This is a genomic window from Pseudomonas sp. NPDC089406 (assembly GCF_044900265.1).
GTDB classification, from domain to species: Bacteria; Pseudomonadota; Gammaproteobacteria; order Pseudomonadales; family Pseudomonadaceae; genus Aquipseudomonas; species Aquipseudomonas fakonensis.
On sequence record NZ_JBJDNC010000066.1, the window covers coordinates 1 to 25320 of the forward strand.

Below are 25320 nucleotides of genomic sequence, written 5' to 3' on the forward strand. Positions count from 1 at the left end.
TTTCCACGAAAAAAAGTAACCCGCCGTAAGGGCGGAAAGGTGAATAAGCGTCACTACAAATAATGAATGCGCATACAACTTTCAAAACCAACTAATCAACAGATCAACAGATCAACAGATCAACAGATCAACAGATCAACAGATCAACAGATCAACAGATCAACAGCATACCCACAAATCTCAAGCCACCCACGCGGACCCATTCCCCGGCAGCGCCCCTACCCCTCACCTTGACATTAAAAACGATCAGTCTAAATTACCCTCCATGACCACACCCCAACCCCGCCGCGGCCGCCCCCCAAAGGCCCCCCGCGAACACGCCGAAACCCACGAGCTGCTGCTGCGCTGCGGCATGGAGCTGCTCACCGAACAGGGCTTCACCGCCACCGGCATCGACACCGTGCTCAAACGCATCCAGGTACCCAAAGGCTCGTTCTACCACTACTTCGACAGCAAGGAAGCCTTCGGCCAGGCCGTGCTGCAACGCTATGCCCAGTACTTCGCCGCCAAGCTCGACCGCCACTTCCTCGACCCACACGCCCGCCCCCTGCAGCGCCTATGCAACTTCGTCGAAGACGCCAAGGCCGGCATGCTCAAGTACCAGTTCCGCCGCGGCTGCCTGGTCGGCAACCTCGGCCAGGAGGTGCTGGTCCTGCCCGACAGCTTCCGCACGCAACTCGAAGCCGTGCTCTGCGACTGGGAGCAACGCTTGTCAGCCTGCCTGCAGGCTGCACAGGCCGCCGGTGAACTGCCTGCCAGCAGCGACTGCGACGCCCTCGCCGCCTGGTTCTGGACCGGCTGGGAAGGCGCGGTACTGCGCGCGCGGCTGGTGCAGCGTACAGCCCCGCTCGACAGCTTCTTCCAAGGGTTTCTCGCAGCCGTCACCCGCTGAAGGTGCAGGCCAATTTAAAGACGACCGGTCAAAAAGGAGTTCCGCGATGTTCAACGCCATCTTGCTGGAAAAACACCACAACGATTACCAGGCCCGCCTGGCCACCCTCGATGCGGCGCAGTTGCCCGCTGGCGATGTGACCGTGAACGTGGCCTACAGCACTCTGAATTTCAAGGACGCCCTGGCCATCACCGGGCAAAGCCCCGTGGTGCGCCAGTTCCCCATGGTGCCAGGCATCGACCTGGCCGGTACCGTCGAAGCCAGCAGCCACCCCGCCTACCAACCCGGCGACCGGGTGTTGCTCAACGGCTGGGGCGTGGGTGAAAGCCACTGGGGCGGGCTGGCACAACGGGCACGCCTGAACGGTGACTGGCTGATCCCCCACCCCGCCAGCCTCGACGAGCGCCAAAGCATGGCCATCGGTACCGCCGGCTACACCGCCATGCTTTGCCTGATGGCGCTGCAGCGCCATGGCCTGAAACCCGAACACGGCCCGATACTCGTCACCGGCGCCAGCGGCGGTGTCGGCAGTTTCGCCATCAGCCTGCTGGCCAGCCGCGGCTTCGAAGTGATCGCCGCCACCGGTAAAGCCGATGAGGCCCACTACCTCAAACAACTGGGGGCCGGCACCATCATCGATCGCAGCGAACTGGGTGCACCGGGCCGGCCACTGGCCAAGGAACGCTGGGCCGGGGTGATCGACTCGGTGGGCAGCCACACCCTGGCCAACGCCTGCGCCGCGACCCAGGCCGAAGGCGCGGTAGCCGCCTGTGGCCTGGCCCAGGGCATGGACCTGCCGGCCAGCGTGGCGCCGTTCATCTTGCGCGGGGTGAGCCTGTTAGGCGTCAACAGCGTGACCCAACCTTATGCGCGCAGGGTCGAGGCCTGGGCGCAACTGGCGGACGGCCTGGACCGCGAACACCTGGCCATGATCACCCGCGAAATCAGCCTCGCAGACAGCATCGACGCAGCCCGGCATCTGCTCGACGGCAAGGTGCGCGGGCGCCTGGTGGTGGATGTGAACCGCTGATGCACAACCCGGCAGGCGCCGGTTTCAGGGCGTCTCCAGCAACTCGCGTACCCGGTTCACCAGCGTTTCAAGCCCGAACGGCTTGGTCAGCACCTGCATCCCCGGCGCCAGCAGGCCGCTTTCATTGAGGGCCTGCTGCACGTAGCCGGTGATGAACAGCACCTTCAGCCCTGGACGCAGTTCCAGCCCGGCATCCGCCAACTGCCGGCCATTCATGCCGCCAGGCAAGCCGACGTCGGTCAGCAGCAGGTCGATACGCGCTTCGGAGCGCAACACCTGCAACCCATCCAGGCTGTCGCCCGCCTGGATCACCGTGTGGCCGAACTCCCCCAGCACCTCGGCGGTGAGCATGCGCATGGTCGGCTCATCCTCCACCAGCAGGATCGTCCCCTGGCTTTGCGCACAGAGCTCACCAGGCAGGGCCGGCTGCTGCGGCCCGGCCTGCGCCTCACCGAGGTGGCGCGGCAGGTACAGCACCACCGTAGTGCCTTCGCCCAGCACCGAGTCGATGCGCACCTGGCCACCGGACTGCTGGGCAAAGCCATAGATCATCGACAAACCAAGCCCGGTGCCCTGGCCAATCGGCTTGGTGGTGAAAAACGGCTCGAACACATGGGCAAGCACTTCTGGCGGCATACCCGCCCCGGTGTCACTCACCCGCAGGCACAGGTAATCACCGTCGGGCAGCTCCAGGCGCTTGGCAGGCTCGCCGACCAGCACCTGGTTGGCGGCCTCCAGCGTGATGCGCCCGCCGCCCGGCATGGCGTCGCGGGCATTGATGCACAGGTTGAGCACGGCGTTTTCCAGCTGGCTGGGGTCGACGAAAGCAGGCCACAGGGCCGTGTCGGCCTGGGTGCGCACGCTGATCGCAGAACCGCTGGTGCGCGCCACCAGCTCGCTCATGCCGTGCATCAAAGCCCGCACATCGGTGGCCCGAGGCTCCAGGGTCTGGCGCCGGGAGAACGCCAGCAACCGGTGGGTCAAGGCCGCGGCGCGGCGGGCGGCGTCCTGGGCGGCGCCCAGGTAACGCTCGGCATCGCGGCCCTGGTCGGGCTGCTGGCCGAGCATCTCCAACGCCCCGCTGATACTCCCCAGCAGGTTGTTGAAATCGTGGGCCAGGCCACCGGTCAGCTGGCCAACCGCCTCCATTTTTTGCGACTGACGCAAGCGCTCTTCCACCTGCATCAGTTCGCGGGTGCGCTCGTTCACCCGCTTTTCGAGGGTTTCGTTGAGCTCGCGCAGTTCGGCGGCCAGTTGGCGCTGCTGCTCTTCGGTTTCGCGCAGCCTGTCGCAGGTGCGCGCCAGCTCCTGCTCGCGATTGCGCAAGGCTTCTTCTGCCAGGGTGCGGTCCAGCAGGTCAGCGGCGGTACGGGCGAGAATGTCCAGCAGGCGCAGGGTGCGTTCACTGGGGTGGTGAGGGTCGCGCCAATGGTTGGAGATCATGCCCAGCAGGCGCCCGTCACGGGCCAATAGCGGCGTGGTCTGCGCCGAACGAATTCCGGCGCGGCGAAACGCCTGCAGCTCCTCGGTACCGGCGATTTCCGGCCACTGTTCGAAGTCGGCAATGATCGCCCGCCGCCCCTGGCGCAGTGCCAGCCCGCAGCTGCTCAGGGCATCGAACCCCACCCATTGCCAGAACTGCACGGCATCGTCGGGCAGCCCGCGTGAGCACAACAGCTTGAGCACACCGCCGTGGGGCTGCGGGCTGTGCAACTGCATGGTGGCGAACTGCGAACCGGTAATACTCATTGCCGCATCCACCACCTTGGCGTACAGCGCCGTGCTGTCCTGCTCCCCCATCAGGGCGGTGCTGATGCTGTGCAGCAGTTCGATATCCAGCCAAGGGTTGGCCGCGCCCCGGGCGGTATTGGCCAAGTCCTGGGCGGCAGGTCCATTCGCGGCGGTCATGGTGAAATCCTGATGGCAAGATACGATCGCATCAAGCGTAGCAATAAAGGCCCCAGTCGCTCCATCCCCGGCGAGGGTTTCCAGCCCTGCCTGCGGTCGCTATGCTTGCCCGCTCCAGTACAGGCTTCCCAGGGACAAACCATGGCCAGGCCCATGCTCCTGCTAACCACGGCGCTACTGCTCAGCCCCACGTTGCAGGCCTCTCAGATCCAGCGCCAGCTGGGCGAATTCGACTTGAAGCTCGGTACCAGCGCCTCGCGCAGCATGGCCCAGGGCCTGATCTCGCCGAGCCCGGCCGGTGCTTTTCATGGCGGCCTCGACGTCAGCCACGAAAGTGGCTGGTATGTCGGCCAGTACGCCCCAAGCCTGGGTTTGAGCGCGGCCTCCACCCTGCGCCTGGACAGCTACCTGGGCTACAAGCGGCGCTTCGATGGCAGCCTGGGCCTGGAGGCCGGGTTGATCCATTACAGCCAGCCGAACCTGGCAGGCAACGACAGCTATGCCCTGTACGGTGGGGTATCGGTGTTCGGCAGCCGCTTCGGCGGCGCCTGGCGCGACAACCCGGACAACCGCACCGGCACCCTGTTCGCCAACCTCGGCGAGCTGCCACTGCTGGGCATCGACCTGACCTTCAAGGTGGCGCACCACCAACTGGGTGCACCATTCGTGGTCGGTGACGGCAGCGAGGTGCAAGCGTTCAATGACTGGTCGTTGCAGCTGTCGCGGCCTTGGCTGGGCATCGACCTCGACCTGATCTACAGCAGCTCGGACCTGCAAGGTGGCGGGTGTGCGGCCTATGCCGGGATCAACGCCTATTGCCAGAGCATGGTGACGTTCAAGGCGCAGCGCAGTTTCTTTTAACCTTCGGTATCAGAGCCCACCCAGCCTCGTAAGCTGCGCTGTCGCGCAGGGAACTACGGCCGCAAGCGCGCCCGCGCCCTCTGTAGGAGCCGGCTTGCCGGCGATAGGGCCAGCACAGGCGAATGCTGGCACCGGCTGTGCCGGTGATCGCCGGCAAGCCGGCTCCTACAGAGGGCGCGAAGCCCGAACCAAGCGCCGTAGCTGTGGGAGCGGCTTTAGCCGCGAAGCAGGCACCGCGGTTAGATGGCACCGGCTTCGCCGGTGTTCGCGGCTAAAGCCGCTCCCACAGAATCTTCGTTAAATCAACGAGTTTTGATTTGTTCCATAGGAGCCCACCCAGCCTCATAGGCTGCGCTGTCGCGCAGGGAACTACGGCCGCAAGCGCGCCCGCGCCCTCTGTAGGAGCCGGCTTGCCGGCGATAGGGCCGGCACAGGCGAATGCTGGCACCGGCTGTGCCGGTGATCGCCGGCAAGCCGGCTCCTACAGGATCGCGCGAAGCCCGAACCAAGCGCCGTAGCTGTGGGAGCGGCTTTAGCCGCGAAGCAGGCACCGCGCTAGATGGCACCGGCTTCGCCGGTGTTCGCGGCTAAAGCCGTTCCCACAAAATCTTCGTTAAATCAACAAGTTGTGATTTGTTCCATAGGAGCTTGAACGTGCACCCAGGCGGCGTCGAGACCACCTGAATGCACGTACCCCGCGCATCACAACATCAGGTTCCCCCGCTCCTCCTCGGTCAACTGCCCACGCGCCTGCTCATCCAGCACCCCGGCCCCCAGTACCTGCACCGGGCTCTGGCGGTTGTACTGCGGGTTCAAGCTCGCCCCCTCGCGCCCCGGCACCAGGCGCTCGTCACCAAAGCCCAGCACCTGCACGGTGATCAACGACGGCTGGCGACGCGCGCCTTGCTGGCGCTGGCGGCCAGCCTCTTCGGCCGCCTGGCTGGCACTGGACGCCGCCGCACTGGCCGCAGTGATGGCCCCGGTATTCACCGACGCCACCACCGGCATGCCATTGGCGTTGCCCTGCACCTGGATGTTGGCCGCGTTCACCACCCGCAGCGCGGCGATGTTGACGTTGCCCGACACGCGAATACCCGCTTCGCCAGCATCGATGGTGCCCAGAGGCGCGATCAGGTCGATGTCCCCCGGCGCCACCTCGGGGATCGGGTTCAGGGTGGCGATACCCGCCCCGGTGCTCGGCACGCTTGGTGCCAGGCCGACGTTGCCCCACTGGTCGTAGGTACGCTTGGGCGGGGTGTACACCACGGTGGTCTTCGAGCCACGCCCGGCGTTGATGTCGCCCTCGGCCGACCAGCCGAGGATCGCACCACCGAAGGTGGTCATGATGCGGCTCTGCCCCAGCAGGATGCTGCCCCGCGAATACAGCTGAATGTCGCCGCTGCCTTGGGTGATCACCCCGGCGCTGGCCGGTGGCGCTTCGCCCTCGACCCCGAATACCTGCTGGCCACCCGGGGTGAGCACCTGGATATTGCCGCCAAAGTCGGTGTGAATGCCGGCTCCCCCGTAGAAGGTCGCACTGCCGCTGTAGCTGATCGGGTTGCCGGCCACGTCCTTCTCCGGGAACAGCGCCGCAATCACCTGGCGGCCACGCAGGTAGCTGCCGCTACGCGGGCTGCTGGCATCGTTGTACTCGCGCCCGCCTTCACGCAACTCGGCGAAGTACACCTGGCGGGCGAAGATGCGTTGCTGCTCGGCCGACAGCGCGGCAAAGAACGCCCGCGCCGCCTGGTTGTCGCCGCTGAAGCCGAAGCGCTCGCCCAGCCAGGCCGCCAGTTCCTGGTCGTACACCTTGGCCACCTTGTCGGGGCTGGCGCTGAGCGAGCCACCAGCCGGCAACTGGCGCGACGGGTCCAGGTAGCGGTCCAGCAGGCCGGCATAGTTCGGCCCGGCCTCGCCGGCACCCACCATCACCGCGATCGAGGCGCCATCGTTGCCGCTGCCGCCACCACCGATACGGCCGATGCTGTTGATCGCCCCTTCCTGGTAGGCCCCAGCCACCCCTTGGCCGGCGTTGAGCAGGTTGCGCCCGGCAGTCACTTCCAGCTGGCCGGGGCCGGCGACATTGAAGGTGCTCAAACGGATGTCACGCCCGGCACTGACGATCGACACATCGTTGCTGTCGCCGTGAATGATCAGGTTGCCCGAGGACGACGGGTTGCCGTAGCGCGCAGCGTCCACAACCCCGGTGGCGCCTTGGCGCTCGGTTCCAAGCGGCACGCCGGCATTGACGATGTCACGGCCTGCCATGATCCACACCGGGCCCGCGCCCTGATAAAGCTTCAGCCCGCTGCGCGCATAGCTCAGCACTTCACCGGTACTCAGGCCGACGATGTCGCCTTCCACCGCATAGAACCGCGCCGGCTGGGCAGGCTGTACGCTACCGGCCACATAGCTGTTGAGCCCGAAGCTGAACAGCGGTGCCAACCGTGGGCCGGTGACCAGGTCGGCATGCAGGTTGCTGCCAAGGTTCACGAAATTGACGCTGTAGTTGGCGTACCCCGGGCGCTGCGGTGTGGCGATTGCCGAGGTTTCGGTACCGGTCTGGCTCACGGTATACCCGCCGGCATAGATCGACTGCCCGGCCAGCAGTTGCAGCTCGGTGTTGGCTGACGGTGCGGTCATCAGCGAGAACGTACTTGAGTTACTCAGCACCGCCGTTGCCGCCTCACCGTAGTAAAGGCTGCCATTGGCCGCTACCGCCCGCAGCGCGGTTGGGTAGAACATGCGCCCGCCGGAGGCCGGCAGGTTGCGCCCGGGAGCGATTTCAGTGCCCACGATCGGGGTCAGGTTGCCGCCCAGGCTGAGCAGGTCCACCGCCGTGTTCGCTCGCCACAGGCTGAACCAGCTCCAGCCATTGCCCAGGTAGTCGGCACCGTCGCTACCGGTGAAGGCGTTGGTGTTGAACATGACTACCCGGCCAGAGTCACCCACACCCTGCAGCACCAGGTCACCACGGGTTTCCAGGCGCACCGTGCTGTCGCCCGGCATCAAGGTCAGGCCGCCCAAGGCCGCGCCGCGGGTTGCGACATAGGCGTCATAGGCCCGCGACTCGCTACCGGTATGGTTGCTGGGGTAGCTGCCGTACATCAGGTCGAGCACCCCGATACTGCCTGCCTGCACCTGCAGTGCCCCGCGCAGGTTGGTCAGGGTGCCGCGCAGGTCGGCGTTGCCGGTCACCGAATCCAGCGCCTGCAGCGAGGTGTTGACGCCCCCGCCCACCCGCAGCAGCAGGTCGCCGCCGCCGGTCTGCCGCACGCTGCCATCGGCCAGTACCCGGCCCGTGCTGGCCACCGCCAGGCTAAGCCCATGGCTGCGCTGCACGACCTGGGAGCTGAGCGCGCCGCTGGCGCTCTCGATCAGCCCCGCAGCACCGTCGACCAGCACGTTCAGGTTGCCACCGCCCAGGGTGCCGATACCGGTGAAACCCACCAACCAGGGTTGGCCGCCACTGGTCGAAGGGTCCAGCGCATAACTGCCAAAATTGAGCCACCAGGCCGCTGCAGTATCGGCGTTGCCCTGGCGCCACAACCAGTTGCCCACGGCCGCCGAAGCCTGCTGACGCACGGTTGCCAGCGGGTTTACCGAAGGCGCGACGAGGTTGCCGGTCAGGTCCCCGCCCACGGTCAGCAGCAGGTTGCCGCCCTGCTCGGGGTACCAGGCGCGGTAGCCGCTGGTGGCCGATTCGTAGGCACTGCCGGCGCTGCCCAGCACGCTGCCGTCCGGCAGCCGGCCCTGGGCCAACTGGTAGGGGTCGGCGCCATTCACCAGCAGCGCAGCCGACTGGGTACCGGCGGTGTACACGCCATACAGCGAGTCCATCCGCCAGTCACCGGCGCTGAGCAGCTCAAGGTCACCGGTACCGGTGCGCAGTACGCTGAACAACTGGGTTTGCGGGGTTACCTCGAACTTGCTGGTACCCGGCGTTTCGGTGGCGATGCACCAGGTCGGGCGCAGCCGGCATTGCGACACCTGGGCTGCCGGGACCGGGGCGCCCGGCACCCGGCTGCCGGTGACCAGGTCGCTCCACACATAGCTGATGGTCGGCGCCGTCACCTCCAGCACGCGGGTGGCGGTGTAGTGCTGGTCGGCCAGGCGCATCAGCCCTGCCGCCTCATCCGGGCGGGTGATGCGGCTGTCGGCGGCGGCAAGGTCAGCACCGGCCACCAGGCGCATCGACCACGACTGCGAACCTTCCGGCAGCATCGTCGCCAGGGCCCAGTTGCGGCCCTGCTGGCCGTTCACTTCCGGGCGCAGGTCGATGTAGTGGGTGCCATCGGCCAGTTTGACGTCGGTATTCACCGGCAGCACCGCGCCAGTGGCCAGGCTCAGGGCGCCGCGTTGGCTCAGGCCGCCGGCCGGCAGCTCGCTGCCGCTGGCCCACACACCGTCACGCACCGCCGCCGCCACCGGCAGGCGGGTGCCGGCGTCCAGGCGGGTTTCGGCGGCCAGGGTTACGGCGCTGCCCAGCAGGGTACCTGCGGCGTACAACAGGTTGCCGGCGCTGTCGCGCACCGCCGCATCCAGCACCGTGCCGGCCGGCAAGGTCAGCGCGCTGGCCAGCACCATCTGCCCCGGCAGACGGGTGTTGGCAGCCAGGGTGGTGGCGCTGAACGGCAGGTCGAAGTTCAGCGTGCTGCCGCCCGGGAACAGCGTGCCGGCAGCCAGCTCCACACCCTCGCGGGGGATCACCAGAGTGCTGTCGAACGGCTGCTTGCCCGGCAGCAAAATCCAGCCCTTGCCGTCCCAACGGTTGGCATCGGTGGCCAAGTCCGGGGCGAGGAAGCCGTCACTGATGCTGCCGTACACCTCAAGGTTGCCGCCCGAGCGCAAGGCCAGGTTGCCCACTTCGCCAGAGCCGGCCACCCCGTCGACCCGCTGCGTGTTGGGGTTGAGGCTTTCGTAGCGGTGCCCCGACAGGTCGAGGTCGCCACGCACCACCAGGTCGACGCCCTCGGCGGTGGTCACCTCAAGCCCCGGGCGCAGGTGCAGCGCCTCGGCGTAGCCTGCGTTGTTCAGGCCCTTGAGGCGGTTGTCGAGCAGGTCGCGGTTGGCCAGCAGGTTCTGCATGAACGTCTGGTTCAGGCCATGCTTGGCATCCAGCCAGGCCTGGTCGATGTATTGGTAGTCGCGGCCATTGGCCGCCGTGCCGCCATCGTTGGCGTCGCTGTAACGCTGGTTGCCGACCACCGCAATCGACCGCGCCCCGCGGATGTCGAGGGCGCCGCTGGCATCGATGGCGATATCGCCGGCGGTGTCGCCGCCAACCCGCGGCGCAGTCAGCTGCAGGGTGCCGCGGTTGCGGCCGTCGACGCCTGCAGTGGCGCCAGTGCCGTGGCGCAGGTCGAAGCGCGCGCCACCTTGCAGGGTGAGCGCACCTTCGCCGCTGTTCAGGTCGATCAACGCGCGGTTGGGTGCGTCGATGATCGCCCCGTAGCTGTCCACCCGCAGCAGGCTGGCGTGGGCATCGAGCAGCGCGCCGCTGCCGATGGTCAAGCCGTTCTTCGCTGCCAGGCGAATGCTGCCCACCTGCTCGCCGCTGGCATCGACGGTGCCGTTGACGGTGAGGTGGCCGTTGTCCAGCGACACCACGATTTCACCGGCCTTGAGCTCGTCACCGATCACCAGGTCGCCCTGCTTGAGCTGGAAACTGCGCCCGCCAGTCACACCATCGCGGTTCAGGCGCTCGTTCAGCGCGGCGAAATCGTCCAGCTGTTGCGCGCGGATATCCACCGCACCGTTGGCATAGCTCACCAGGGTACCCCCGGCGTCGTAGCGGCCACTGGCCGAACCGAGGATCTGCCCCAGCAGTTCAACGCGCCCGGCCTGCTCGCCCAGGGCGATGGCCTCCAGGCGCCCGGCGCGGTTGTTGACCGCGCGCAGGTCGACCGTGGCGCCGGTGGCCTGGTGGATGTTGCCGGCCTTGCTGTTCAGCACCAGGGTGCCGCCGGCGCTGTACTTGAGTACGTCGTTGAAGGTCAGGGTACGCCCGGCCAGGTCGATCTGTGTCTTGTCGCCCAGCAGCAGGTCGTCGATGGCTTCCAGGGTCAGCTTGCCGCTGGGCAGGCTGAAGGTGGCATCGATGTCCACGCGCTGGCCGCTCAGTGCCAGCTCGGCGCCCACCCCGTCGCGGCCGCTGACCAACTTGCCGCCGCCACCGCTCACCTGCAGCTCGCCACCCACCTTGATGCGGTTGACCGAACCGGCAGCACCGGTCCACAGCGGGGTATCCACGCTCAGGTTGCCGCCGCTGTAGCTGAAGGTGCCGTCCGCCTGGTAGTCGCCGCGGCGGTGGTACACCTGCAGGCTGCCCTTGTGGCTGGCGCTGACCTGCTGGCTGGCACGAATGTTCACCTGCTGGAAGCCCAGTACCAGGCGGGCCATGTCGTCAGTTCCCTTGGGCTGGGCATTGGCGCCATGGCCGAACACCATGCGCTCGACCTCAAGGTCGAGCACTCCGTCGCCACTGCCGGCACCACCGGCAATCGGGCTGCCCGGCAGGTTACGCGCACCGCTCCACACCAGCTCGCCAGTGCGGATCAGCGCGTGGTCACCCGCCGCACCCGAGCCATAAATGGCCGGCACACCCAGCACCAACTGCTCCAGGCGGTTCTTGCCGGTGACGGCGTCATAGGTGTCCAGCACCACGTCGCCGAAGAAATTCAACGAATCGGCGGCCGTCAGCGTCAAGGTTTCCAACGCCGGCACACCGTTGCCCGAAACGCCCTGGAACAGGCGGTCGAGCACCTGCTGGTTGAAGGTCAGGCCCTGGCCCAGGGTGCCCGCCGCCGCCGCGTCGGCCAGCGCCTGGCTGGAGCCGACGTTGACTCGCCCGACCGCCAGGCCCAGGTGACGGGCGCCGAAACTGACCGCATCGTCCAGGCTGAAGGTGTTGTTGGTGGCGGCAAAGATCGAACCCTCGGTATACAGCTCGGTCTGGCCGCTGCACTGGCCGGATGCGCATTCACCGATCAGGATCGCGCCCGGCCCGTCGGTGCCCTCGGCGGTATCCGGCGCCATCACATCCAGGCGTCCGTTGGACACAGCCAGCAAGGCGCGCCGGCCTGGGGTGATGATGAAACCCTCGTTGCCATCGTAAGGTGCTGCGCCCTGCCCGACGGTGTCTATGCGAGCACCCTGCTCGATGTACACGCCACCATTGGTGCTGCCACCGAGCAGCAACACCTCAGCCCCCCGCAGCTCGGCGCCAGAGCGCAGCCAGACGTTGCGGTTGTAGCCCTGGAAGGTAACCTGGTTACCGCCCTGGCCATACAACACGTGCTGCTTGCCACCGATGGTCAGGCTTGGCGCACCCAGGGCATTGAGTTGGCTGTCGCGCAGCGATACCACACTTTGACCCTGCAACTGGCTATCCTGGCCATCGGCCAGGATCTCGATGCCGTCCGCCGGCCCCTGCACCGAGGCGCTGCCACGGCGGCCCCCGTAAGCTGCGGAAAAGTCGGCCACGCCGGCAAACCTGAAACTCTCATCGGCATTGGTGTTGCTGCGCAAGATCAGGCTCAGCCATTTGCCATCGGCTTCCAGCGCGGCACGGGGCACTCCCTTGGACGCGGCATCAGCGCGCACGAAGCTGGCATAGGACATTTCGTTGTACTGCGAATAGCGCCGCAGCACGCTGCCACTGGTAATGATGAACTGGCTTGGCAGCGCTTGCTGGATCGAGGTGTTCACCACCGAAAGGCGCCCTGAGGTAGCCCACGAGCCGTTGCGCATGGCCGCGCTGGCATTGAGCTGGCCGATACCGGCCAGGCCGTTGAGTTCGACCCTGAACGCCCCCGGCAGCAGCGCGTAGCTGGCCGGCATCAAGGTGTAGGTGCCAGCGGGCAGCCCTGGGATACCATGGTCGAGAGTGATTTGCTGGCCGATCGCCGGATTGGCCACGCCGGTTTCACCCGCCAGCGGTGCATAGTCGCCAGCCAGGCCCGGGACGATGGCGTATACCGGGTTGCTGGACGTCGACGGCAGCACCAGGCGGCCGTCGGCGTCCAGTTGCAACAGCGGGTGATAGCGGGCATCGGTCGAACCGCCTCGGCCGGACACGAAGCCCGCACCGGTCAGTTCGCCACCACCGGACAAGTCGATCAACGCACCCGGCTGCACATCCACCCTTTGCCCTTCCAGCGTAACCCCCAGGTTGATATCTCCCGCCGCACCGATCAGGTCCACGGCCTTGCCATCGTACAGGTAGCTCAGCCCGTCGACCGTACCGCCATAGGGCATCAGCAGGCCGCGCGCGCTGACCGAGGTGATGCTGCCCGGTAACAGCCGCAAGTCGTGCACAGTGTCGATGCTGTTGCCCAGTGCAATGCCGCCCAGCGGCGCACGGACTACACCGCCTTGCTCCACGGTGCCGGCGGTCAGTTCAAGGCTGCCGAACACCGAATGCGGGGTGGCCGGGGTAGCCGTGCCGACCCGGCCGATGCGCAGCGTGGCATTTTCCACGGTTTTGACCTTGGCCTTGGCTCCGGTGGCCGGGTACAGCTGGGCGGCCAGCAGTTCGATGTCGGCATTGCCCTGCAGGGTGGTGAACGGGTCGCTGCCGGCAGCTGCCAGGAAGCGCATGTCGCCTTCGCTGCGCAGGCGCGTCAGGGCGAAGCCTCGGCGGTCGAAGGCCAGGCTCTGGCCGCCGCTCAGCTCAAGGTTGCCACGGGCACCGAGGGTGAGGCTGTCGCGCAGTTCCAGCAGGTTTGCCTGCACCTGCAACTGCGCCTGGCTGGCCTGTTGCGACAACCCACCCTTGAGGGTCGGCCGCACGCCCGCATCGCCGGACTCGTGGTTGCTGCCTGCCAGGCGCACATAGGGCGCACTCAAGGTCACCCGGGCATCGCCGGCGCTGCCCTCGGCCAGCACCAGCGAGCCTGCGTAGATCTGCAGGCCCTGGGCCAGGCGCAGTTGCAGCGAGCCGTCGAAGGCCACCGAACCATCGCTGAGCAAGGCCAGGTTACCGAAACCGCCAGCCTGGACCTGGTCTGCACCGAGGTAGGCCTTGGCATACTCCAGCGCCCCGCTGCCGGCGCGCTGCTGGCTCAACACCAGTTCGCGCGGCACCACCAGCGCATCGTCCACAGTGCCCCGGCGGTACAGCGCCGTGTCCAGGGCCACACCCAGGCTGCCACCGGCCGCACCCGCGCCGCCGGCCTTGGCACTCATGCTGGCGTCAAGGCGCAGCCCCAGGCTCGAGGCCAGGCTGATGCTGCCGCCGTTGCTGGCCACCCGCACCGCGCCCAGGCCGGGGATGTCGAGGGTGGCCTGGGCGCCATCGGCGCGCAGTTGCGAGCCTTGCTCAAGGTCCACATACAAGTAGCCGCCATCGCTGGTACCAGCGGCGTGGTCGATGCGCCCGCCGATGACGATGCTGCCCCCGGCATCGACCCGGCCATACCGCCGGCCACGGGCATCGACGGCGGTGTAAGCCTGGCCGGACACATCGATCAACGCCTCGCTGCCCAGGCGGATGGCACGCTGGTGCGGGGCCTCGCTCAAACCGGTGTCGCCGATGATGGGCAACTCCTGCACCAGGCTGACCTTGCCACCGGCCGCACGCAGGGTGCCATCCAGGGTCAGTTGTGCGGTGCTCGACAGGCTGATCGCCTGCAACGGGTCGACACTGATCGACGCCCCACGCTCCACCACCAGTTGCGCGGCCTCGCGGGCCGCCTGGTCGAGCAGCACATCGCCCGCCGCCAGGCTTAGGCCGGCGCCGCCGCGCTGGGTGATCACACCCTTGCTGGCGTTCTGCTGCAACAGCGGTGGTAGCCAGGTCTGCAACTGGCCGCCCAGCGCTTGACTGGCATCGAGCCACTGCACCGGCCGGGCCACCTGCACCTGGCTGCCAGCAGCCACGCTCAGGCCACTACCGCCGCGTACGTTGTACTGGGCAAAGCCGAGGTTGAAGAAGTCTTCGGCCAGGTACAGCGCCGAGCCGTCGTCCACGCCACCGATACGCACCTGGTCGGCACGCAGGCTGAGGGTCCCGGCCAGGCCGCTGCCATAGCCACGCAGCTCGCCGCCCAGCTGCAGGCGGCCGTGGCCGGCCCCGTCGGCATTGCTTTCGCTGGAGTGCAGGGTGAGGTTACCGCCGTTCCCACCCACCACCCTGTCTGCTGCCGTGCGCACCGCGCCAGCGGACACATCCACCACGCTGCCTGCGCCCAGCAGCACATCGCCGGTGCTGCGCAGCGCCACACCGCCAGCGTTGCGCCAGGCCAGCGCGGCGCTGTCGCGCAGGTCGCTGCGCACGCCACTGACGTCCAGCCGCACACCATCGGCCACCTGCACCTGGGCGTTCAACCCGGCAGGTGTATCCAGGGCGATGTCCTTCAAGGCATCCAGCTCACGCATCTGCAACACATCACCCATGCGGATCTGCCCACCATGGGCGGTGATGTCGGCGTTCACCTGCACCTTGGGCCCGTACAGCGTCACCTCGCCGCCATCGGCCATGTTCAGCGCCGCATTCACCAGCACCTGCTCGCTGGCGGCAATGGTCAGGCCGCCCAGGCCGAAGCTTGCCAGCAGGTCGCTGTCGAGCACCAACTGGCCCTGGCGCGAGAGGTCCAGCGGGTCGTCCAGGTTGACGTTGGCGCTGTCGCCACGGGCGCCGCTCTGTACGGTCACCTGCTCCATCACAGGCTTGAGGCTGAAGCCTAAGTCCTTGGTCGCTTTGAGGTAACCGGGCAGTTGCTCGCCGATCACCAGTTGCGCACCCTGGGCGCGGGCGTTCTGCAGTTGTTTGTAACCGTCAAGGCCCGCCACCGGGGCCTCGGTCTGGCGTTCGCTCTGGTACACCTCGCCTACCAGCTGGCCGTCGAGCACCGCGCTGCTGGTGGCCACCACCAGCGAGCCTGCGTTGCGGCCAAGGGTATAGCCTTGCTCGAAGCGGCGCTGCGGGGCAATCAGCGGGTTGTAGTAGTAGTTGGTCTGGCCCCAGCGTGCGCTGTGCTCCTCGAAACCTTGATAGATGCCGGTGTACAGCAGGTCGCCTGGTGCCCTGGACACCTCGTACAGGCGCCCGTCGGCGCCGCGCAGCCAGCTTTGGTTGATGTAGCCGTCCTGCACCGCCAGGGTGCCGCCGGACAGGTTGATCTGCGAGCCGGCGCGGGTCACCACGTCCTGCCCGGTGAAGGTCACCGTGCCGCCCAGGGCCATCCATTCGCCGATGCTGTGGTTGCGGGTGCCCAGATAACCGCCGACTTCCAGCAGGCCACCTGCGGTGTACCAGCGGTCGGTGGCGTAGCCATTGACCCCGGCGGCCACGTGCACCAGGTCGCGGATATCCACCCACACATCCTTGCTGGTCAGCCCGCCGTTGTCACGGTTACCCGAGGCGTCACGCTGCTCGTTGCCCTGCACGTTGACCTTGATGACGTTGTTTTCCATCGCCACCTTCACGCCCAGCGCGCCGGATACATCGATGTGCGCGCCGTCATTCACCAGGCTGCGCTTGCCGGCACTGACCGCCACCTGGCCCCCGTTGGCCAGGGTCAGCGAGCCGCTCTGGAAGTCAACCGTGCCGCCGCTGACAATCTCTACCCGCGACAGCTCGGGGCGGTCGAGCACCTTGCTCAGGTTGTCGAACTTGCCAGTGGCCAGGTTGCCGCTGCTGCCGTCCACGGCCTCGCGCGAAGCATCGCGCTGGCTGTCCAGGGCGCTGCTGGCATCGAGCATGATGGCCGTGACGCTGCCCTGGCCGAGGGTGACGCTGCCGGTGCTGTCGCTGGCCGAGTTGAGCAGGTGGATGGTGCCGCGCCGGTCCACCGAGGTGGTGGCCAGCAACACGCCGTCCTGGCGCACCTGGTGCCCGGTAAGGGTGATGTCGCCGCCTGCGGCCTGGATCAGCCCGCTGTTGCTCACGCTGCCCGCCGTGCTGCCGGCACGCAGGCTGCTGGCCACCTCGTTGCCGCGGGTGGTGGAATACTGGTTGCTCTCGGTGCCCTGGCCACGGCGGATGTAGAAGTCATCGCCGGCGGCCAGGGTGGTCTGGCCCTTGCGGGTGATGATCTGCCCCTGGTTGTCCACCTCGCTGCCCAGCAGCAGCACATAACCGCCGCCGCTGGTGGAGCTGGCCGGCTCGTGGGTGCTGATCTGCGCACCGCGTTGCACCACCACCTTGCCACCGGCATTGGTGAAGGTGGCCTGGGTGCCGGTGGTGTCGACGTACAGGCCGCGCTGGGTGAACTGCTCGTCGCTCATTTCGGTGGCGGCCACCACCAGGTTGCGCACGTTGACCTGGCTGCTGCCATCGAACACCACGCCGTTGCGGTTCATCACCAGCACCGTGCCGGGGGCGACGATCTGGCCAAGGATCTGGCTGGGCCGGGCATTGGGGTCGTTGACCCGGTTCAGTACCGCCCAGTCCGACTGCTGGTCGAACTTGAGCGTGGTGTCGCGGCCAACGTTGAAGGTTTCCCAGTTGAGCACGGCCTTGTCGGCGGTTTGCTGGACGCTGACCGTGGTCTTGCCGCCGCTTTGCGTCTGGGTCGGATTCTTGGCGTTGTGCCAGCCCTGGGTCAGGGGGTTCTCGTCGACCTTCAGGCCACCCTCGCCCAGGCCGTTGGGCACGGTCTGCGGCTGCACCTGGGCCAGGGTGCGCCCGGCGGCCTGGGCCGCCTGCTGCGCGGCAATGGCGGCAACGGTGTTGTTGAGGTTGCCTACCGAGGCCTTGAACTGCTGGTTGAGCCGCTGCTGCTGGGCCAGCGGTGGCGGTGAGCCCGGCACCCGCACGCCGCCCACGCCACCGCTGCTGGCAGCGCTGGACGCGCCCTTGGCGGCGAACCAGCCGGCGCTGAACGGCTGCGCAGCATGGGCGCTGCCGGCCACCAGCAGCAGCGCGATCGCCTGGGCCAGCGGCTTGAGCAACAGCGGCTCGCCTGCGACAGGCCGGGTGCGATGGCGTACGGCAGTGGCTGAAGGGGCTGGTTGATGCTTGCCGTTCGACATCGTGGGGTTTCCTTGTTCCGGGTCCTTGGGGGAATGCGTGCGGCCAGTGATGCCGCTTTGCCATAAGGCAGTTGCCACCGGCACCGACCGAAGCTTTGTCATGCAAAGTTCACACGGCTGGTTTATGGGCGGGCAGAAAAAAACCTGGCGGCGCCCGGTTGGGTACCGCCAGGTTTCAAGCCCGGGCCCCGAAGGGCTCAGGCCGTCTCAGATGCCAGGCTTACGAACGGCCGATGCCGTTGCAGACCGAAGCGTTCTGGATGTCGGTGCCCTGGTTGTAGCTGTTGTCCAGGAAGGCTTTTTTCACCTCGGCAGCGAAGGCAGCCGGTACCGGGATGAACGAGTGGGCCTCGATCAGGTCGTTGTGGGTACCCGAGTACAGGTCATTGAGGAAGCCACGGATGTCGGCGGCGTCAGCGGCGTTGCTGTAGCACTGGCCAACCAGCAGGTTGGTGTAGCCAACGATCGGATAGCCCGAGGTCGGCACAGGCTTGTCGGTAGTGCCGCTGCCGAAGGTCACGGCCCATTGGGCTGGCAGCGTGCGGTCGTTGTCGATAGGTGCAGTGGCCGAGGCCAGAGCGGCCTGAGCCTGGTCCGGGGTTGGCAACTGGGCAGTACCGCTGGCCAGTTTCTTCACCGAGGCGACTTTGCCGGCATCCCAGACATCGACGAAGTCAGGGCTGACATAACCGATGGTGCCATCGCTGGCTTCGACGGCATCGATCACGCCCTGGCTGGTGGCGGCCGCAACCCAGGTGGCTGGCTCGGCACCGACGTTGGCGCTGGTGAAGGTGCTGCTGACCGAGAAGGCAGCCGGGCACGAGTCGTTCAGGAAGCGCGCCAGCAGTTCGGTGGTGCCGCTGCTGCCCGAACGGTAGACCACTTTGATCGGGGTGGCATCGGCGCTGCCCAGCAGTTGGCCCCAGGTGTTGGTGGTGCCGGAGAACACACCGCACAGCTGCGAAGCGGTCAGGGTCAGGCTGTTGACGCCAGCCTTCTTGAACGGAATGGTGACGGTAGTGCCCACGGCCGGGATCTGGATCAGGTTGCCCCACTGGTTGGCGCGGTTGGCCTCGTAGGTGCTCAGCTCGGAGGCGCTCAGCACCGAGTCGGAACCGGCGAAGTCGACGTTGGTGCCGGCAGGCTGGTTGATCGACGCCGGGGCGTTGGTCAGGAAGGCAGTCTTGCCGCCGCCGCTGCCAACACCGGTGTAGCTGAAGCCCGACGGCAGGATGCCTTCGAATTCAGTGACCGGGTTACCGTTGTACAGGTACTCAGGCAGGGTGGCACCGCCACCGACAACAGCAGCCATGGACTGGGCCGAAGCCAGGGAAGCAGCCACCAGGGAGGCGGCGATCACAGTACGTTTAAACATGAAGCAATCTCCTATCGTCGTGTTCGTACGTTGAGTGGGTCGCGCTTGCAGCGGCCAGGCTGCAGCCCCTGATCCAGAGGGCTCGGTGCCTTGGCCACGGAACAAACGTTGGCAGTTCACGGTGACAGGCGAAGGAAAAAATCTCGGGAGTTCAGCCGTCGATTCCTCGGGTTTTCCCGGTGCTTTTTGCAAGGCTTTGGTGGCCCGCAGCAACACAGGGCAGGCCTGACGGGGATGAACACCCGGGAGGTTGTGCACGGGTGCACTCGGGAGCTTTGCCCCAGTGCCGATTTTTTTGCACATGCCGCCCCCGATTCCCCAATGCCGGGGAACCCCGCCCACCCGCCACACCCTGTGTGATGCCTGCCATTTGCAGCCAAACCCGCGCCGCGCCTGGCCTGCAGGCCTTTGTGAAAAATCTGGCACAAGTGTTGCCATCACCTCCCCAGACGCCCCATCCCCTGGGCCCGTTTGCAGGAGGAAGCGAGTCATGCATCGACCCAAACCCCATCCGCTGGCCGTGGCAGTGTTCGCCGGCCTGCTCCAGCTACCAGCCCAGGCTGCGCTGTTCGCGGTCGACACGGGCCCCTACACGTTGCCCACCGGCAAGTTCCCCGCCTGGTACCAGGACAGCCACGGCCGCACCCTCGACCTGTGCCTGTCCAAGGCGGTGAGTTCGCGGGTGGCCGGGGCCCCCGGCGCGCCGTCGTACATGTGCACGCTGTTGCCCACCCCCGGGGTATTCGACGACACCCAACCGTTGAACTTCCCCAGCAACTTCCCTGACGAGGCGTTCTGGTTCACCGCCGATGCCGCCATCACCAACGCAGCACAGGGCATCGACCTGGGCTACGGCGCGGCAGTGGAAGCAGCGTTCGGCGGCGACGAGCCCAAGGACGGCGACCAGATCAGCTTCGCCCGGGTGCGTATCCGCGTCGACGTGCCCACGGCCGGCACCTACGTGGTCACCCACCCCTACGGCGTCGAGGTGTTCGACGTGCCGGCCGCCGGGCGGCGGGCGATCAACATGACCCGCGATATCGGTATCGGCGCACCGGGCGACTTCGTCGGCGCGCTCAAGGGCGATGTCGGGCCGTTCCTGCGCAGCGTCAATGGCCCCTACACCGAAATCAACCCCAGCACCGGCGCCAGCGAGCGCTTCGTCGGCGACCCCAACCTGGAAGAAGCCGTCACCGGCAGCCCGTTCAAGACCAACTTCGTACGCATCGAAGGGCCCGGTGGCATCGACCTGCGCACCGAGCTGTTCGCCGTGTCCGGCAAGCTGTCCACGGTCAACCGCCCGACCCCGCTGATTCCCCTGCGCAGCACCTACTCGCGGCGTAACGACGCCGGCAACGTGCGCGCCCAGCAGGATGTCTTCGTCAACGCCCCGCCACCGCCGGCGAGCGTCACCCTGACCAGCCAGAGCCCGGCGCTGGCCCTGAGCGAAGCCGACAACACCGGTGCCTGGTACGCCCAGTCAGCGCTCGACCCCACCCTGCCGCTGACCCTGCAGGTAAGCGCCGACAACAGCCTGGCCATCCCCACCAGCGCGCCCACCACCCTGCCGATGCCACTCACCGACCTGGTGGTGATCAGCCGCGCCGAGTACAGCCTGGCCAGCGGCCAGCTGACCGTGGTGGCCAGCAGCAGCGACGAAACTGCGCCGCCGGCCATGACCGCCGCCACCGCCAACGGCACGCCACTGGGCAGCTTGTCCGGCAGCGGCGCGGTGAAAACCCTGTCGATCGGCCATACGCCGATACCGCCGGCCACGGTGCGCGTCACCAGCGCCAACGGTGGCACCGACAGCGAAGAAGTGGTGCTGATGCCATGAACAGACAAAGGCCCCGCCTTCAAGGAGGCAGCATGAATACGTGGTCCCGCCGGGCGCTGTGCGCCGCCGGTTTCACCTTGAGCATGAGCAGCATGGCCTGGGCCGCGCTGACCGAGGTCGACCCGGGCCCCTACACCTTCGCCACCGGGGGCTACCCGATGTGGTACGGCGATGCCGAAGGGCGCAAGCTGGAGCTGTGCCAGTCGCGCGCCACCAGCTCGCGCGCCCCTGGCGCTACGGCCTACATGTGCACCCTGCTACCCGAGCCCGGCATCTACGACGATGCCCTGCCGCTGGTGTTCCCCGACAACTGGCCACCGGAGATGTTCTGGTTCCTCGCCGAAGCCACCATCCCTGCAGTGGGCAACAGCGGCTACGAAATGGACGCTTATGTGGCCGGCCTGGAAGCCGCCTTCGCCGCCGAAAACCCAGTGGATGGCGACCAGCAGAGCTTTGCCCGCATCCGCATCCGCGTGTCGGTACCCACCGCCGGCACCTACACCATCACCCACCCGTACGGCGTGGAGACGGTCAACGTCACCACCCCAGGGCGCCGGGCGATCAACATCACCCGCGACATTGGCATCGGCGCACCCGGTGTGTTCAGCGGTGCACTGGCCGGAGACCTGGGGCCGTTCCTGCGTGGCGCAGGCGCCCCGTACACCGAAGTCAACCCGGACACCGGCGCCACCGAGACCTTCGTCGGCGACCCGAACATCACCGAGCCTGTGGTCGGCAGCCCGAACAACACCAACTTCGTGCGTATCCAGGGCCCGGCCGGCACCATCCAGACCAACCTGTTCACCGTTTCGGGCAAGCTGCTGGACGTGCGCCAACAAACCCCGGTAACCCTGGAGCGCGCCACCTACCAGCGCAATGCCGCCGGCACCCGCGTGGAGGTGTTCGCCAAGGCGCCCAACAGTGCCAGCCTGTGCCTGCGCAACGGCGTGGCACTGGTGGGCACGCCGCCCTCGCCTTGCCAGTTCAGCATGCTGGCCGACAACAACGGGCTGTTCTTCAACCAGCAGTTGAGCCCGGCCGCACCGCCCTCGGTGGTGGTGGTCACCGCCAGCAACGCCGCTGGCGGCACCCAGCCCACTGCGCTTTCAAGCAAGCTCAGCGACGTGGTCAAGGTGACCAATGCGCGTTACGACTGGGTCAGCAAGCGCCTGCTGGTAGAGGCCCGCTCCAGCGATGAAGTGCTGGTGCCGGACCTTGTGGTGCAAGGTTACGGGCGCATGTCCAAGGCCGGCACGCTGCAAAGCCTGAGCGTCAACGACGTGCCCCAGCCACCGGCCAGCATCACCGTCAAGTCCGCCCATGGCGGCCATGACGTGGAGCCGGTGGTGGTGGTCGGCACGGCGCCGGTCTCGGCCGGCAACCAGCCGCCGGTAGCGCAAGCCGACGTAGGCGCCACCAGCGTCGGGGTGCCGGTGACCCTCAACCTGCTGGCCAACGACAGCGACCCGGACGCCAACCTGCCGCTGTCCATCACCGACCTCACCCAACCCGGCCCGGGCCTGGGCAGCGTGGTGATGAACGGCACCACCTCGGTGGTGTACACCCCGCCAGTCGGCGCCACCACGCCGCAGGTGGCCACCTTCAGCTACCGCGCCATGGACGCCAAGGGCCTGAAGTCGGCACCGGCCAACGTCACCGTCAACGTGGCGCCGAACCGGCCGCCAACCGCCGTGACCGACGCCGCCGCGACCCTGGGTGTGCCGCTGATCATCAACGTGCTGGCCAACGACACCGACCCTGAGGGCAACCTGCCGCTGAGCATCGCCAGCGTCACCCAGCCACTGCCAGCCGGCCGCGGCACGGTGAGCCACAACGGCGCCACGGTCACCTACACACCACCGGCCACGGTCACCACGGCGTTCACCGCCACCTTCACCTACATCGCCCGTGACTCGATCGGCGCCAACTCGACGCCCGGCACGGTGACCCTGCAGGTGTCGCCGAAACCGCCACAGGAGACCTTCGCGGTAACGGCGGCCACGGTCACGGCGCGCTCCAACAACCGCTACAACTGGGACATCAGCGGCACCTCGTCGATCACCACCGGCAACAACGTCACGGTGCAGGTGACCACCACCACCGGCCTGGTGACCCTGGGCACCACCACGGTGCCGGCCAACGGCCGCTGGCGGCTGCTGCTGAACAACAGCACCACGGTCGTGCCGACCGCCAACCCGACTGCCACCGTGCGTAGCGGCCAGGGCAGCGTGCGCACGGTCAACGTGGTCCGTCAGTGAAGGGGCTTGCCATGACGCGCCTGTACCCCCTGCTGCTGAGCCTGGCCCTGGCGGGCCAGGCCAGCGCCAGCGACCTGATGGACAACGCCGACCTGGCGGCCGGCAACGACCTTGGCGAGCCGCTGCTGGTGCGGCTGCTGCCAACGGCTGGCGGGCAAGTGGCGGTGATCGAGCAACAAGGGGGTGGCAACCGCGCCAGCCTCGACCAGAACGGCCAGGCCCTGCTCGGCCAGATCGTTCAGGCCGGGGGCGCGCAGGAGGCCTACATCCTGCAGCAAGGCAGTGACCTGATGGCGTCGATCAGCCAGCAGGGCCAAGGCAACAGCGCGTCGATCCGCCAGAGCGGCGCCGGCAACAGCGCCGCTATCGAGCAATACGGCAACCACAACAGCGCCACCATCGACCAGGCCGGCAACGGCCTGACCAGTGCCGTAACCCAGGCCGGCAATGGCCTGCAAGTGCACATCAGCCAGTACCGTTAGACAGACCAGGAGGCATTCCATGCACCAGCTCGCCCCACTGAGCGCCGCCATCGTCCTTGCCCTGGCCGGCCAGGCCATGGCCAACGACAGCAGCTCGACCCAGACCCAGCAGGGCAACAGCAACATCGCCGAAGTGCAGCAGGCCCAGGCCGCATACGCCTCGGCCAGCCAGCAGCAGACCGGCACCGGCCACAACCACCTGGCGGTGCAGCAGGACAGCACCAGCGACATCCAGCAGAGCGCCAGCGGCTCGTACAACGCCGGCTACGCCGAGCAGCTGTTCGAGCAAGGCAGCCAGGTCACCCAGCAGGCCGGCGGCACGCTGAACGATGCGTTCGCCAGCCAGTCCACGGGCGAGCGCAACCAGGCCTTGCAACAGCAGCAAGGCACCGGCAACCGCTCGGTGGTCTGGCAGGAGTCGCAGTACGACGCCCAGGCCACCACCCGCCAGTTCGGCCAGGGCAACGATGCGACCATCGAGCAGTTGTTCAGCGGCAGTGGCAACAAGGCGCTGATCCAGCAGGACGGCAACGCCAACCAGGCCGCCGCCGAACAGCTGGGCCACCAGGCCGGCGACATCGCCATCTACCAGCAGGGCCGCGAGAACTGGGCCTACGGCGACCAGCGCGACGGGCTGGGCGGCACCTTGGGTATCAACCAGCACGGCACCGGCAACTCGGTGGAAGTCTGGCAGGACACCCAGACTGCCAGCAGCGCCCAGGTGTACCAGAACGGCCAGCTCAACGAGGGCGTCATCGACCAGAGTTTCGGCACCGGCAACAGCGCCAGCCTGAGCCAGAGCGGGCGCGCCAACGCCAGTTGGTCGGACCAGTTCGAGACCAGCCAATCGGTGACCAGCATCTCGCAAGTGGGCAACAACAACCTGCACTTCACCTACCAGACCGGCGACAACCACAGCCTGAGCATCAACACCCACGGCAACAACAACACGGTGCTGGCCAGCAACTGGAAGGGTGACAAGCCGGGCGGGCAGTTCGGCAGCCAGCAGCGCGCCGAGATCAACCAGGCCGGCAACCGCAACAGTGTCAACCTGAACCAGGAAGGCAGCAGCCAGTTTGCCCAGCTGCGCCAGAACGGCAACCGCAACCAGATGGAAACCCGCCAGGCTGACAGCAACAACGAGTTGTACTTCGAGCAGAACGGCAGTGACAACCTGCTGATCGCCGATCAGCGTGGCATCGCCAACTACGCTGAGGGCCTGGCTGCCGGCAATGGCGGCAGCATCAACGTCGAGCAGTCTGGCAGTGGTAACCAGAGCTATACGTACCAGCTGTACGGGAACGGTAACCAGGCCACCATCAAGCAGGCCGATGGCGTGAATGTCGCCTATGTGACGCAAGGCGGTAATGCCAACCAGGCCTTTGTCGACCAGAGCGGTGCCGGACAGGCCGCCTCTATCTCACAATTCGGCAATGCCAACATGGCGACCGTTACGCAGCAGTGATTGTTTTTCCCTTCCCCTTTGGACCGCGGTGTTGCCTCTCCCTGGCGCCGCGGTTCTTTTTTTTGGGTTCGGGTTCGGGTTCGGGTTCGGGGCTTATGGTTATTGCTTTGGGAGATGTATGCGCATTCATTGACGATGACGGCTTTTCGTCACCTTTCCGCCCTTACGGCGGGTAACTTTTTGAAGGATCAAAAAGTCACCAAAAAATCCCTGCTCCCATCATCCGGCCCCCTA

Annotated in this window: 10 protein-coding genes; 7 read left to right on the forward strand and 3 right to left on the reverse strand. The window is 67.0% G+C overall.

Features of this window, described 5'->3' with window-relative positions; genetic code table 11:
- The first annotated feature begins 265 nt into the window (after window positions 1-265).
- Together ACI2KK_RS27610 and ACI2KK_RS27615 are read left to right on the forward strand one after the other, a co-directional pair.
- The gene (locus tag ACI2KK_RS27610; RefSeq protein ID WP_404671443.1) at window positions 266-892 is read left to right on the forward strand and encodes a TetR/AcrR family transcriptional regulator; all 627 of its coding nucleotides are present in this window, start codon (window positions 266-268) and stop codon (window positions 890-892) included.
- Between the two features lie 46 nt (window positions 893-938).
- Window positions 939-1922, forward strand: coding sequence for an MDR family oxidoreductase (locus ACI2KK_RS27615; protein ID WP_404671444.1), 984 nt, complete (start codon window positions 939-941; stop codon window positions 1920-1922).
- 24 nt (window positions 1923-1946) lie between these two features.
- Here ACI2KK_RS27615 and ACI2KK_RS27620 read toward each other — a convergent pair whose 3' ends face one another.
- Window positions 1947-3830 (reverse strand): ATP-binding protein, encoded by a 1884-nt coding sequence (locus ACI2KK_RS27620; protein ID WP_404671445.1) that lies wholly within the window; start codon window positions 3828-3830, stop codon window positions 1947-1949.
- A 141-nt stretch (window positions 3831-3971) separates the two neighbouring features.
- On the opposite strand from ACI2KK_RS27620, the gene ACI2KK_RS27625 reads away from it, so the two are divergent.
- Window positions 3972-4691 carry a TorF family putative porin gene (locus ACI2KK_RS27625; protein WP_404671446.1) on the forward strand — a complete coding sequence of 240 codons (720 nt, stop codon included), beginning with the start codon at window positions 3972-3974 and terminating at the stop codon, window positions 4689-4691.
- A 702-nt stretch (window positions 4692-5393) separates the two neighbouring features.
- Here ACI2KK_RS27625 and ACI2KK_RS27630 read toward each other — a convergent pair.
- Complete coding sequence (locus tag ACI2KK_RS27630) at window positions 5394-17669, reverse strand: filamentous haemagglutinin family protein (protein WP_404671447.1); 12276 nt, start codon at window positions 17667-17669, stop codon at window positions 5394-5396.
- Between the two features lie 220 nt (window positions 17670-17889).
- On the reverse strand, window positions 17890-19044 hold the full coding sequence (locus ACI2KK_RS27635; RefSeq protein WP_404671448.1) for a substrate-binding domain-containing protein: 1155 nt from the start codon (window positions 19042-19044) through the stop codon (window positions 17890-17892).
- 490 nt (window positions 19045-19534) lie between these two features.
- Between ACI2KK_RS27635 and ACI2KK_RS27640 the strand changes: the two genes are divergently transcribed.
- The 4 genes from ACI2KK_RS27640 to ACI2KK_RS27655 are packed head-to-tail and all read left to right on the forward strand — an operon-like array spanning window position 19535 to window position 25086.
- A complete protein-coding gene (locus ACI2KK_RS27640) occupies window positions 19535-20881 on the forward strand; it encodes a hypothetical protein (protein WP_404671449.1) in 1347 nt (448 codons plus the stop codon).
- 32 nt (window positions 20882-20913) lie between these two features.
- Window positions 20914-23139 carry an Ig-like domain-containing protein gene (locus ACI2KK_RS27645; protein WP_404671450.1) on the forward strand — a complete coding sequence of 742 codons (2226 nt, stop codon included), beginning with the start codon at window positions 20914-20916 and terminating at the stop codon, window positions 23137-23139.
- 11 nt (window positions 23140-23150) lie between these two features.
- Window positions 23151-23621: a curlin gene (locus tag ACI2KK_RS27650; RefSeq protein WP_404671451.1), complete on the forward strand. Its 471-nt coding sequence runs from the start codon at window positions 23151-23153 to the stop codon at window positions 23619-23621.
- A 19-nt stretch (window positions 23622-23640) separates the two neighbouring features.
- A complete protein-coding gene (locus tag ACI2KK_RS27655; protein ID WP_404671452.1) occupies window positions 23641-25086 on the forward strand; it encodes a curlin in 1446 nt (481 codons plus the stop codon).
- Window positions 25087-25320 lie beyond the last annotated feature (234 nt).

Coding starts and splice junctions, on each gene's coding strand:
- ACI2KK_RS27625 (WP_404671446.1), top strand. CDS start 3,972: ATGGCCAGGCCCATGCTCCTGCTAACCACGGCGCTACTGCTCAGCCCC.
- ACI2KK_RS27635 (WP_404671448.1), bottom strand. CDS start 19,044: ATGTTTAAACGTACTGTGATCGCCGCCTCCCTGGTGGCTGCTTCCCTG.
- ACI2KK_RS27645 (WP_404671450.1), top strand. CDS start 20,914: ATGAATACGTGGTCCCGCCGGGCGCTGTGCGCCGCCGGTTTCACCTTG.
- ACI2KK_RS27655 (WP_404671452.1), top strand. CDS start 23,641: ATGCACCAGCTCGCCCCACTGAGCGCCGCCATCGTCCTTGCCCTGGCC.
- ACI2KK_RS27620 (WP_404671445.1), bottom strand. CDS start 3,830: ATGACCGCCGCGAATGGACCTGCCGCCCAGGACTTGGCCAATACCGCC.
- ACI2KK_RS27640 (WP_404671449.1), top strand. CDS start 19,535: ATGCATCGACCCAAACCCCATCCGCTGGCCGTGGCAGTGTTCGCCGGC.
- ACI2KK_RS27650 (WP_404671451.1), top strand. CDS start 23,151: ATGACGCGCCTGTACCCCCTGCTGCTGAGCCTGGCCCTGGCGGGCCAG.
- ACI2KK_RS27630 (WP_404671447.1), bottom strand. CDS start 17,669: ATGTCGAACGGCAAGCATCAACCAGCCCCTTCAGCCACTGCCGTACGC.
- ACI2KK_RS27610 (WP_404671443.1), top strand. CDS start 266: ATGACCACACCCCAACCCCGCCGCGGCCGCCCCCCAAAGGCCCCCCGC.
- ACI2KK_RS27615 (WP_404671444.1), top strand. CDS start 939: ATGTTCAACGCCATCTTGCTGGAAAAACACCACAACGATTACCAGGCC.